The organism is Rhodanobacter sp. UC4438_H5, from assembly GCF_052978405.1.
Window position 1 is genome coordinate 2,918,872 of record NZ_CM129672.1, and the last position, 12,589, is coordinate 2,931,460.

Consider the following 12,589-nt stretch of genomic DNA (forward strand, 5'->3'; position numbering starts at 1 on the left):
CGGAGCGAGACGCGATGAGAAAGAAGCCGGCAGCAACCAATGATGACGACTCAAGCATCTGGGGTGAGCGTCCTGTGAAGTGGGGCCTGCGCATGCTGATGCTGCGCGGTCGCCCTTTGGCCCTGTCACTATCGCAACCCGTTGCGTGGGACGTCGCAAGTTTTCTTGGTCTCGATCTTCCCGAGCAATTGAAACTTGACGAATTGCCTGACGCGATCCTGGCTGCGGTTACTTGCAAAGGCGAGCAGCGACCCACAAGGCCAGTACGCAAGGCCCTGTTGTGGCGCAACCTGCAACACCTGAGGCGATCCTTCGGCTTGAACTCGACAGAACTGGACGTTATCGCCTTCCGGGCCATGCTGCGACTGCACGCCGGGTTTGGTGAACTCGCAACCAAGTACATTGGGCCGTGCGTGGACTCCCAGTTTCATCGGCGTCTGGCTGCGGTCTTCGATACGCCAGTTGGTAACGTCGAGCGGGCACTCGACCCTGAAGGGCGATTCGTACAAAGCGCAATAGTCTCGGTCACAGAGGGCATACTTGGACCTCTCGACGAACGTCTTCGGCTGAGAAATGGGATGATCAGCAACCTGGTCAGACCAAATAAATCGGCCACAGCGCTGCTTGCCTCACTGCTGCCGCGCAAGCGCGAACCATTTTTGGCTCTGGGGGATTATCCACATCTCCATGACGAAGTACGGTTGATGCGCGATTCGTTACGCCAAGCACTTTCATCCGGTCGCCGTGGCGCGAACGTGCTCTTGTATGGCGCTCCTGGTACCGGCAAGAGCGAACTTGCAGCTGTGGTCGCCGCGGAGCTGAACTGCCCGCTATATGAAACGGAATGCGACTCCGTGGGATCGATGACACCGCGAGATCGGCTTGCCATAGTTCGGCACCTCCAGCGGATCGTTCCGGTCGCCGGCAAGGCCATCTTGTTGGTGGACGAGGCCGAAGACCTGTTTCCGACGGCCAGCAGCGATTTTCGGAAAGTGTCCACCAAAATCACGGTCAACGAATGTCTGGAGCGCAACCCCACCCCGACGATCTGGATCAGCAATGGGGTGCGACACATGGACGAAGCCTTCCTGCGCCGGTTTGACCTGGTGCTCCACATATCCTCGTTGCCCACCAGCGCCAAATGCGACCTCTTGCGCAAGGCACTGCCAGCACAGGCACTCGACGAGCATGAAATCCGGCGCTACGCCGGGCAGCGCGAGTTGTCGCCAGCCATGTTGATTCGCCTGGCAAGTACCGCCGTTGGTGCGCATGCGAACGGCAGTGGCGAGGTACGCCGCAACCTGCGGATTCTCTCCAGTCATTACTTGAAAACGCTGGGCGTGACCCCGCCCCCGTTCTCCGCTCTGGTGCCGGTGCTGAAACACGACCTCAACCTCCTCAACACCGACATCCCCCTCCAGCCAGTCATCGACACCATGGCGGGAACGGGTCACGGCGCACGGATGTTGTTGCACGGGTTGCCCGGGAGCGGCAAGACGGCGTTCGGCAAGGCGATTGCGGAAAGGCTGGACCGCCCACTTCTGCAGCGACAAGCATCCTCGTTGTTGTCGAGCTGGGTGGGCGGGACCGAACGCAATTTTCGCGAGATGTTCGACGAAGCGCGGCAGGGAAACGGAGTTCTTTTGCTGGACGAGGTCGACAGCTTTCTGGGCGACCGTTCCAGCACGCGCGTGCATTGGGAAACGACCCAGACGAATGAGCTGCTGACTCAGATCGAGGCCTTCAATGGCGTCTTGATCTGCACCACCAACCGGCTGGACAACCTCGATCCGGCTGCCTTGCGCCGGTTCGACCTCAAGGTGGAGTTCCGGCCGCTTCAGCCCGCCCAGCGCCTGGCCCTACTCCGCCAATGCTGTGCCGTGCTCGACCTTCCCGTTGAACTTGATGACCCGGTGCTCGGCCGTCACGTCGACCGGCTCGACGGCCTGACGCCGGGCGACGCCGCGACTGCCTTGCGGCGGCTCTCCCTCTCGGGGGAGCCTCCCACCGTCGATGCTCTGATTGGAGCGCTGGCGACCGAATGTCGCTACAAGCCAATCACGCATCGCGCGATCGGGTTCGTGCACTGAAACGTTCAGGGTTAGAGTCATGCTTTGGGACCTCCGACTGGATTTTGCCGATGGCCACCACCCAGGCATCGCTGAGCCGCCAATGGTTGATGCTGCAGTCGATCCCCCGGCACCCGCAAAAGATCACCGCGCGTGATCTGGCCGAGCTCCTGCGCGCCGAGGACCACGTTGTCACCAAGCGCACCGTGGAACGCGATCTCGCTTCCCTGTCGGCCGTGTTCCCACTGCTATCCGACGAACGCAGCAAGCCGTTCGGATGGAGCTGGCACAAGGACGCGCCCCAGTTTTCGCTACCCGGCATGTCGCCGCTGCAGGCGATGGTGCTGACGTTGGCGCAAACCCACCTGCGCCCGCTGCTGCCGGCGCACCTGCTGGAACCGCTGCACCCCTATTTCCAGCAGGCCGACAACACCTTGCGACAGGCCTTGGGCAAGCGCCGCCTGGCAAACTGGAACAAGCGCGTCGCCGTTGTGCAGCCCACACAGCCATTGCTGCCACCGAAGGTCAGCAACAAGACGATGGCGGTTGTGCACGAAGGGATCGCGCAGGAGCACCAGCTCGAACTGCGCTACCGCAACCGCAGCTCCGACAACACCGTCCACTACCGCGTCCACCCTTTCGGTCTGATCTACCGCGGCATGCTCGGCTACCTCGTCTGCACCATCAACGACTACACCGATCCACGCCTGCTGGCGCTACACCGCATCGATGCAGCCCGCCTGCTCAACGAGCCCTCTCGCACGCTCATAGGCTTCGACCTGAAGGCCTATGCCCACTCCGGCGTACTCGGCTTCATGGACAACGGACCCATCAAGCTGATCCTGCGCATGGAAGCACCAGCCGCCGAACACCTCCACGAAACGCCGTTGAGCGAGGATCAGGTCATCACCAGGGACAAACGCGAAGGTTGGGTGCGCATCAGCGCAACGGTGCACGACACGTCGCAGCTGCGATGGTGGGTGTTGGGGTTTGGGGATCAGGCCGAGGTTGTTGTGCCCGCTCCCTTGCGACATGCGCTGCTTGAGATTTACCAGTCTGCCGCAAGGCGCCACAGGGGGAGTGACGATGAGTAGCGAAATTGACCTCAAAGCCTTCGCTGACCAGGCCATCAGATGCTTGGAGGGGGCTGCAGGTGTCTATCCATGCCTGGACATACCAGGGGACATCATCCAGTGCCCACCGAGCGCTCTACGCGAGGGCGACTTTTATGTGCTGGGGTTCAATCCGAGGGGAGGCGGTGGCGACTCGATTCGCCAAACCGCGGAAGGAATTCCGTCCTCCACATCTCAGGACCACCCGCTCAGAAATGCGGAAGGAAACTACTGGCCCAATCTCTGCAAGCTGGCGCAAGGGCTAGGCTTCAAAGACGGATGGGAGAGCAAGCTGTTTGTGACGAACCTGTTCCCCGATTGTTCGGAAGACATTTGCGAATGGAAGAGGAAGAGGTTCGGGAGGCCCGTCTCTGACTACGTCGAAGCCATCTGGCCCTTGCACGAGTTGATGCTATCTATCGTGCGTCCCCGCTTCATTATCGTGTCCGGTATAAGTCGCCGCGGTTCTGCCTTCGGCCTGCTGTGGGACAGGTTTCATCCTACTGATACGCGTTGGGACGACACCATGTCGAAAGTGACCAAAGGCGACGATCCTCAGATCAAGTCGTTCAGCACGAGCGGTTCGTCTGTTGCGAAAGGGAACCCGCGCGACTGCGTTACGTTCATCGGCATACCGCATCTGTCCTGGCGCGCTCCCAAGGTCAAGGTCATATCCAAGCTGATCCAATCCGAACTCGCAGCGGACTCAACACGGTAAAGGGACTCCGTTGAACCAGCAGCTGACCCGCACTCGCCGTCGAACATCGCATGCGCACTCCTGCAAGAACGTCATTTACCGGCGCCTTTGCTCGGCCAGCACGACGGGCGAAGTGCGATGCCTGCCTTCGCAGGCATGACGGGGACGAGGATGCGCGAAGGCGCGAGGAGCCCGCTCTTCTGAATAGTGCGGGCCAGGATGGCCCGCTGCTCTACCCGGGGCCCCTGTGCGGCGGTGAGTCGGGGTCGACAGGCCGCGCAGCGGGCATCGGCAGGATGCCGATGCCTTTTCGCCAGCACATGGATGTGCTGTCGAAAAGCCCGACCCCGGCTCACGGACTTGCCGGGCAGGATGCCCGGCAAGCGCCAAGCGGGGTGGCCTTTCTCTTTGGTTACTTTCTCTTTGGCCACGCAAAGAGAAAGTGACTCGGTCGCCGAAGGCGATCGACCGCTCTTGATTCTGAATGCGGGGAAAGCCGGCGGGCAGTGCCCGCCCTACGCCGCCGTTGGCCACGCCAAGAGAAAGTGACTCGGCTGCCGAAGGCAGACGAAAGCTCTTCGCTTTGTAGTGCAACAAGAGCATCGCGCGCGAGCGTGCTCCTGCGAAGGGGCTCGTCGTCGGGCGAAGTGCGATGCCTGCCTTCACAGGCATGACGGAGTGCGGGGAGATTGGTCCCCGCAGCCGGCGCGACGCGCCAGCGTCACTCCTTCTTGATCGCGTGCCCGCCGAACTCGTTGCGCAGCGAGGAGAGCAGCTTGTCGGCGAAGGAGTCGTCGTCGCGGGAGCGGTAGCGTTCCATCAGCGAGAGGGTGATGACGGGGGCCGATACGCTCAGTTCCATGGCCGCGTCGACGGTCCAGCGGCCTTCGCCGGAGTCGACCACGTAGGGGGCGACGCCGTCCATCTGCGGGTTTTTCTTGAGCGCGTCGGCGGCCAGGTCCAGCAGCCAGGAGCGCACCACGCTGCCGTAGCGCCAGATCTCGGCGACCTGCGCGAGGTCGAGGCCGAATTCCTCCTTGTGCTTGAGGATCGAGAAGCCTTCGGCGTAGGCCTGCATCAGGCCGTATTCGATGCCGTTGTGGACCATCTTGGTGAAGTGGCCGGAACCGACCGGGCCGACCCGACCCCAGCCCTTGTCCTTGCCCGGCGCCAAGGTTTCGAAGATCGGCTTCAGGCCATCGACGACTTTCTCGTCGCCGCCGACCATCATGCTGTAGCCCTCGGCCAGGCCCCACACGCCGCCGCTGGTGCCGCAGTCGATGTAGTTGACGCCCTTTTCCTTGCACTTGGCCGCGTGGCCGAGCGAATCCTTGTAGTTGGAATTGCCGCCGTCGATCATCGTGTCGCCCTTGTCCAGCAGCGCCAGCAACGCGGCGACGGTGTCGTCGGTGACCTTGCCCGAGGGCACCATCAGCCACAGCACGCGCGGCGCGGGCAAGGCCTGCACCAGTGCCTCGAGCGAAGCGGCCGAACCGCCGCCCTTGCCTTCCAGCTGCTTGCGCGCGTCTGCGTTGGGGTCGAAGCCGGTGACCTGGTGACCGCCATTGAGCAGCCTTTGCGCCATGTTGGCGCCCATCTTGCCGAGACCGATCATGCCCAGTTGCATGGAAGCTCCTTGCGTGAGGTGGAGAGTGGGGATTCGCGATTCTAGGTGGTCGGGCGATAAGCGCGCGTGAGATGACCGCGCACGCTCAATGCGGCAGGCAGCGGCGCAGGCGCGCCAGCAGGCGGCCGCTCAGCCGGCGACGGTTGTACGCCATCGCGGCGAGACGGATCGCCTCGGTCTTGGTCGGGTAGGCGTGGATCACTTTCGCCAGCGTGCGCAGGCCCACGCCGGCGACCATCGCCAGGGTGACCTGGCTGATCATGTCGCCGGCGTCGCGCGAGACGATGGTGGCGCCCAGGATGCGGTCGCTGCCTTCGCTGACGTGCAGCTTGACGAAGCCGTCCTGCTCGCTGTCGGTGATCGCGCGATCGACCTGGTGCATCGGGATGGTGTAGGTCTTGATCGGGATGCCGCGCGCGTTCGCCTCGCGCACGTACAGGCCGACGTGGGCGATCTCCGGATCGGTATAGGTGCACCACGGCACCACCCGTTCGCTGAGCCGCTCGCGTCCGCCGAGCAGCGCGTTGCGCACGCCGATGCGTGCCGATTCCTCGGCGATGTCGGTGAACTTGGCTTCCAGGCAGACGTCGCCAGCGGCAAAGATGCGCCGGTTGCTGGTGCGCAGGTGGTCGTCGACGGTGATGCCGGCGGTCTCGTCGTAGTCGATGCCGGCGGCCTCCAGCGCCAGCCCGTGCACGTTCGGGCGGCGCCCGACGCCAGCCAGGATCGCGTCGACGCGGATCGTGCTGTGGTAGTCGTCGGTGACCAGGTCGACCACCTTCTCCGCGCCTTCGGTGCGGATCGCCACCACCTCGGTGTTCAGGCGCACCTCGATGCCATCGCGGGCGAACGCCTCGGACAGGGTCTGCGCCGCGTCGCGCTCCTCGTGCGGCAGGAACAGCGGCATGTTCTGCACGATGGTGACCTTGGCGCCGAAGCGCTCGAACGCCTGCGCCAGCTCGCAGCCCAGCGGGCCGCCGCCGATCACCAGCAGCCGCGGCGGCAGCTCGGTCAGGTCGAACACGGTGGCGTTGGTGAGGAAGCCGGCCTGCTTGAGGCCGGGGATGTCGGGCAGCTGCGGGCGCGCGCCGGTGGCGACCAGCGCGCGGCGGAACCGCAGCGGCTGGCCGTTGACGGTGAGGCTGTCCGGGCCGGTGAACTGCGCGTTGCCGAAGAACACGTCGACGCCGCGCTCGGCCAGGTGGCGCACCGACACGGTGCCGGCCAGGTGGCTGCGGATGTGCCGCAGGCGCGCCATCGCGGCGGCGAAATCCACCGTGACCGCGGCCGGCGGCTCGGCGCCGTAGCGCGCGGCGTCGCGCATCTGCGCGTACACCGCGGCGGTGCGCAGCAGGCTCTTGGAAGGCACGCAGCCGGTATTGAAGCAGGTGCCGCCGAGCAGGTGGCGTTCGACCAGCGCCACGCGCGCGCCAAGCGTCGCCGCCGCGTCGGCCGCCGCCAGCCCGGCCGAACCGCCGCCCAGGATCACCAGCTGGTACGGCGCCTCCGGTACCGGGTTGATCCACGAGGTGGGGCCCACCGCGGCGAGGCGCTCGCGCTCGTCCTCGTCCTGCGGGGTGCTGATGCTGGCGTCGTAGCGGGTGGCCATCAGCGGACTCCTCCGACCGGCGCGTCGAGCCAGCCGCCGCTGAAACCGGCCTTGCGCAGGCCGCTGGCGAGCGGGTGGCAGCCGCGCATCAGGCGCCAGATCGACTCGCTGCGGTGGTTCTCGATCATCATGAAGACGATGCCCTGGTCCAGCCCGTAATGCCCCGGCGAGATCCATGGCCCGCCATCGCCGCCGTCCACGCTCGCGTTGAAGCTGGTGGCCAGGCGATCGGCGCCGAGGATCTGCGGATGGCGCAGCAGCATGGTGCGCAGCGCGGTCAGCGCCGGCTGCGGTGCGAACGGCAGCGAGGCCAGCACCGCCGGCGGCGACAGGGTGCCGTCGTCCGGCCCGTACGGCACGCCGCGCGCGGCATAGCCGAACAGGTGGCGCTGCTCGTTGGCCACGTCGAGCTGTTCGTCGGTGGGGCCGTCGCAGGCGGACAGGCCCCAGCAGTTGCGGTCGTAGCCGATGAACCCTTGCGGATTGAGTTCGGCGTAGCGGCGCTGCACGGCCACCGCGCGGCGGCTGTTCTCGAAATAGTCGGAATCTTTTTCGCGCATGAACCGGTCGCGCACGCCGCGCAGGTCCAGCCAAGCCTGCGAGTAGTGGTGCACGAACAGCGGGCCGGCGTAGAGGAAGTCCTGGTCGTAGAGGTTCTCCCACTGGTAGGTCGCGGTCCAGCCGGCGTAGCAGTCGGCGGGAATCGGATGGGTGGGCGAGCCCAGCGCCAGCGCGTACAGCACGATCGCCTCGCTGTAGCCCTCCCAGCCGTAGTGCAGGTAGCCGCTCTCCGGTTTCCAGCCTTGGTAGATGGTGCGCGCGTCGTCCTGCGACCAGCGCCAGTCGACGCGCCGGTACAGCGCATCGGCCAGTTCGCGCAGCTCGGTTTCCTCCGCGCCGGGGCCGTCGAACGCGGTGGCGACGGTGAGCATGCCGGCGATCAGCAGCGCGCTGTCGATCATCGACAACTCCGATTGCCACACCCGCGCGCCGCTGTCGATGTCGAGGAAGTGGTAGTAGAAGCCCTTGTAGCCGGTGGCCGCGGGGCTGCCGCTCTGGTCGCTGTCGTGGAAGAAGCGCAGTGCCAGCAGGCTGCGGCGCACCGCCTCGGCGCGCTCGATCCAGCCGCGCGCGACCGCCGCGGGATAGCACGACAGCGCGAAGCCCACCACCGCGATGCTCACCGGCGAGTGCGGCCGCGAGGTGTCGGGGATCAGCCCGTTGCGCGGGTTCATCGTCTCCGTGAAGTAGCCGAACGCGGCGCGCTGCAGGCGGTCGAGCATGGCGTCATCGGAGAGCGAGCACAGCGTGGTCATCGGCGGCATCCTGGCAGCTGGGGTGGAACGGCAAACTGCCTGCCAGTGTGCGACGACAAGTGCGTGCGTGGCGTGTAGAGCGGCACTTTCACGTTGCATTGCCGACGCGCGCCGCAGGCTGGAGCGGTTTCGCCGAATGGCTTGGACGCGCGCCATGCCCGCGCAGGGCGGGAACCTTTCGCTTGCGCGGGACTGACCGGCTCGCAGGTTTTTGCGCTCATGCGCATGCCATTCGCCCCCTCGCCCGATCCGACTGCACCGCAGCCGCAGGAGCCGTCCGCATGTCCACCGATGCATCCCCACCGCCCCGCCACCTGCTCGGCAACGGTCGCCTCACCACCATGCTGGGCCCCAGCGGCGCCGGCTTCCTGCGCTGGCGCGAACTGGCGGTGACGCGCTGGCGCGAGGACCCGGTCACCGATCCCTGGGGCAACTTTCTGCTGTTGCGCGACGAGGACGACGGCGAGGTGTGGTCGGTCACCGCGCAGCCGCTGGGCGTGTCGCGGCCGGACGATGCCGTGCGCTTCGCGCCCGGGCTGGCGCATTACGCCGGCCGCCACCAGCTGCTGCATCACGAACTGGACGTGGCGGTGGCGGCGGATGCCGACATCGAACTGCGCCGGCTGGTGTTGAGCAACCACGGCGACCGCCATCGCCGCGTGTCGCTGACCAGTTACGCCGAACTGGTGCTCGGCCCGCGCGGCGACGACGACAGCCACCCGGCGTACTCCAAGATGTTCGTGCAGACCGACTGGGATGACGCGCGCCAACTGCTGCTGGCCACCCGGCGCAAGCGCAGCGACAGCCAGGCCACGGTATGGGCGGCGCAGGCCCTGCAACTGCTCGGCGACACCGCCGGCGCGCCCGAGCGCGAGACCGACCGCGCGCGTTTCCTCGGCCGCGGCCGCACGCTGCGCGATGCGTGCGCGATGGCTCCCGGCGTGGCGCTGTCCGGCACCACCGGCTGCGTGCTCGACCCGGTATGGGCGCTGCGCCGGAACTTCACCCTCGCGCCGGGCGCCCGCGTCGTACTGCTGCTGTGGACGCAGCTGGCCGACTCGCGCGAGGGCGCGCTCGCGCTGCACGCGCGCATGCAGGATGCGCAGGCCGCCGAGCGATTGTTCACCGATGCCGCAGCACGCGCCCGCGGGCAACGCCAGCAACTCGGCATCGACGATGCGCAGGCCGCGTGCTTCGCCCGCTGGCAGGATGCGCTGCTGGTCAGCGATGCGAGTCAGCGCGCCGCGCCGGACGATCGCGCGCGCGGTCACGGCGGCGCACCGGCGCTGTGGGGGCTGAGCATCTCCGGCGATCGCCCGATCGCACTGCTGCGCGCGGACGGTGCCGCGGCGCTGCAGCGGCTGGATGCGCTGCTGCTGGCGCAGCGCTGGTGGCGCGCGCAGCAACTGGCGGTGGACGTGGTGGTGCTCGATCGCCTCGGCGAGGACGACGCCACGCGCGCTGCCCTGGCGCCGCGCATCGACGCGCAGCAGGCGCAACTGAAGGGCTGCGAAGGCTTGCCCAAGGTGGAGCTGTTCTGCCTGCGCGAGGATGCCATCGCCGCCGACCAGCGCGACGCCTTGCTCGCCGCCGCGCGCGTGGTGGTCGACGCCGACACCGTGGCCACCGCTGCACCCGCCGCCGCGACGCCAGCCGCCGCTGCGCCGATCCGCGCCGGGACGCCCGCCGCGGTCGTCGCACCGGACGAGCCGGTGCAGGAGTTTCCCAACGGCCACGGCGGTTTCATCGAGCATGGCCGTGCCTACCGCATCGAGCTGGATGACGCGCGCCCCACGCCTGCGCCGTGGACCAACGTGTTGGCCAACCCGCATTTCGGCTGCACCGTCACCGCCGAGGGCGGCGGCTACAGCTGGTCGACCAACAGCCAGCAGAACGCGCTGACGCCGTGGCCGAACGACCCGGTCAGCGATCAACCGCACGACATCATCTACCTGCGCGACAGGGACAACGGCGAGCTGTGGAGCGCCGGCGCGCTGCCGATCCGCGTGCCCGGCGCGCGCTGCACGGCGACGCACGGCAAGGGCTGGACGCAACTCTGCAACGACGCCCACGGCATCGCGCTGGCATTGACCGTGTGCGTGGCGCCGGACGATCCGGTCAAGCTGTCGCGGCTGCGCCTGGTCAACCGGTCCGGCCGCACGCGGCGGCTGTCGATCACCGGCTACGTGGAATGGGCGCTCGGCGCCAACGGCAGCACGCCGGCGCCGTTCGTGGCGACCGCGCGCGACGCGGCCAGCGGCGCGTTGTTCGCCCGCAACCGCTGGCGCGCCGATTTCGGCGAGCGCGTGGCGTTCTTCGACCTGGCCGGCGCGCAGCAGTCGCTCAGCGGCGACCGGGCGAGTTTCCTCGGCGCGCTGGGCAGCACCGCGCAGCCGGCGGCCTTGCATCACGACCACCCGCTGGACGGTCGCCTCGGCGCCGGACTCGACCCGTGCGGCGCGCTGCAGACGCGCGTGGAACTGCCGCCGGGCACGCAACTCGACCTGACCATCCTGCTCGGCGAAGGCGGCGACGAGAACGCCGCGCGCGCGCTGGTGGCGAAGTACCGCCACGCCGATGTCGACGATCTGCTCACCCGCATCGCGACGCAATGGAACGACCTGCTCGACACCGTGCAGGTCGGCACGCCCGACCGCGCGCTCGACATCCTGCTCAACGACTGGCTGCTGTACCAGGTCACCGCCTGCCGCCTGTGGGCGCGCACCGCGTACTACCAGGCCAGCGGCGCCTGGGGCTTCCGCGACCAGTTGCAGGACGTGATGGCGCTGTGCGTGAGCCGCCCCGACCTGGCGCGCGAGCACCTGCTGCGCGCCGCCGGGCGCCAGTTTCCCGAGGGCGACGTGCAGCACTGGTGGCTGCCGCCGCACGGCCAGGGCGTGCGCACGAAGATCCGCGACGATCGCGTGTGGCTGGCCTATGTGGCGATGCATTACGTCGAGGTCAGCGGCGACCGCGCGGTGCTGGACGAAAAGCTGCCGTTCCTGCAGGGCCAGGCGATCCCCGACGGCGCCACCGATGCCTTCTTCCAGCCCGAAGTGTCCGACCGGCAGGCGACGCTGTACGAGCACTGCGCGCTGGCGATCGACACCAGCCTCACTCGCGGCGCGCACGGCCTGCCGCTGATCGGCACCGGCGACTGGAACGACGGCATGAACGCGGTCGGCGCGGAGGGCCGTGGCGAAAGCAGCTGGCTGGGCTGGTTCGTGCTGGCCACCATCGACGCGCTCGCGCCGGTGGCCGCCGCACGCGGCGATGCGCGCGCGGCGCACTGGCGCGATTGCGCCACGGCGCTGCGCGCGGCACTGGAGCAGTCCTGGGACGGCGCGTGGTATCGCCGCGGCTACTACGACGACGGCACGCCGCTGGGTTCGAAGGACAGCGAGCAATGCCGCATCGACACCATCGCGCAATCGTGGAGCGTGCTGGGCAAGGCAACCAACCGCGAACACACGGTGCAGGCGATGGATTCGGTCGACCGCCTGCTGATCGACCACGAGCACAAGCTCGCGCGACTGTTCACCCCGCCGTTCGACCAGGACGGCAAGAAGGACCCCGGCTACATCAAGGGCTACCCGCCCGGCGTGCGCGAGAACGGCGGGCAGTACACGCATGGCGCGATCTGGTCGATCTTCGCCTGGGCCAGGCTCGGCGACGGCGACCGTGCCGGCGGCCTGTTCGACCTGCTCAACCCGATCCGTCACAGCGACAGTCCCGAGGCCGTCGAACGCTACAAGGTCGAACCCTACGTCGCCTGTGCGGACGTCTATTCGGTGGCACCGTACATCGGCCGCGGCGGCTGGACCTGGTACACCGGCTCCGCCGCCTGGCTCTACCGCGCCGGGCTGGAGGCGCTGCTCGGCTTCCACTTGAGGGGCGACCGGCTGAGCATCGATCCGTGCATTCCCAAAGCCTGGCCCGGCTTCAGGATCAGCTACCGGCATCGCGGCACGCTTCACGAGATCGGCGTGCAGAACCCCGACCACGTCTGCCGCGGCGTGCAGCGGGTGGAAATGGACGGCCAGACGCTGGACGCCGCCGAACCCGTCACCCTCGCCACCAATGGCGCGACGCACCGCCTGCGCATCACGCTGGGCCATCCGCCCTCGTAGGAGCCCGCTCGCGGGCGATGGTTTTCCCG

7 protein-coding genes are annotated in these 12,589 nt (G+C 67.4%); 4 read left to right on the forward strand and 3 right to left on the reverse strand.

Features of this window, described 5'->3' with window-relative positions; all coding sequences use genetic code 11:
* Positions 1 to 14: 14 nt before the first annotated feature.
* The 3 genes from ACVCL9_RS13455 to ACVCL9_RS13465 are packed head-to-tail and all read left to right on the forward strand — an operon-like array spanning position 15 to position 3,899.
* Positions 15 to 2,090, forward strand: a complete 2,076-nt coding sequence (locus ACVCL9_RS13455) for an AAA family ATPase (RefSeq protein ID WP_447097756.1) — start codon at positions 15 to 17, stop codon at positions 2,088 to 2,090.
* Positions 2,091 to 2,140: 50 nt separating this feature from the next.
* The gene (locus ACVCL9_RS13460; RefSeq protein ID WP_447097755.1) at positions 2,141 to 3,163 is read left to right on the forward strand and encodes a helix-turn-helix transcriptional regulator; all 1,023 of its coding nucleotides are present in this window, start codon (positions 2,141 to 2,143) and stop codon (positions 3,161 to 3,163) included.
* Positions 3,156 to 3,899, forward strand: coding sequence for a hypothetical protein (locus ACVCL9_RS13465; RefSeq protein ID WP_447097754.1), 744 nt, complete (start codon positions 3,156 to 3,158; stop codon positions 3,897 to 3,899). The genes ACVCL9_RS13460 and ACVCL9_RS13465 overlap by 8 nt, the downstream gene beginning before the upstream one ends.
* A 700-nt stretch (positions 3,900 to 4,599) precedes the next feature.
* Here the strand turns inward: ACVCL9_RS13465 and gnd are convergent.
* Genes gnd through ACVCL9_RS13480 form a run of 3 tightly spaced genes read right to left on the reverse strand, consistent with a single transcriptional unit; the run spans position 4,600 to position 8,430 of the window.
* Entirely contained in the window at positions 4,600 to 5,538 is a 939-nt protein-coding gene (gene gnd / locus ACVCL9_RS13470; RefSeq protein ID WP_447099508.1) for a phosphogluconate dehydrogenase (NAD(+)-dependent, decarboxylating), read from the reverse strand.
* A 52-nt stretch (positions 5,539 to 5,590) separates the two neighbouring features.
* Positions 5,591 to 7,114 (reverse strand): mercuric reductase, encoded by a 1,524-nt coding sequence (locus tag ACVCL9_RS13475; protein ID WP_447097753.1) that lies wholly within the window; start codon positions 7,112 to 7,114, stop codon positions 5,591 to 5,593.
* Positions 7,114 to 8,430, reverse strand: coding sequence for a glucoamylase family protein (locus ACVCL9_RS13480; protein ID WP_447097752.1), 1,317 nt, complete (start codon positions 8,428 to 8,430; stop codon positions 7,114 to 7,116). The genes ACVCL9_RS13475 and ACVCL9_RS13480 overlap by 1 nt, the downstream gene beginning before the upstream one ends.
* 281 nt (positions 8,431 to 8,711) lie before the next feature.
* On the opposite strand from ACVCL9_RS13480, the gene ACVCL9_RS13485 reads away from it, so the two are divergent.
* Positions 8,712 to 12,560, forward strand: a complete 3,849-nt coding sequence (locus ACVCL9_RS13485; RefSeq protein WP_447097751.1) for a GH36-type glycosyl hydrolase domain-containing protein — start codon at positions 8,712 to 8,714, stop codon at positions 12,558 to 12,560.
* Positions 12,561 to 12,589 lie beyond the last annotated feature (29 nt).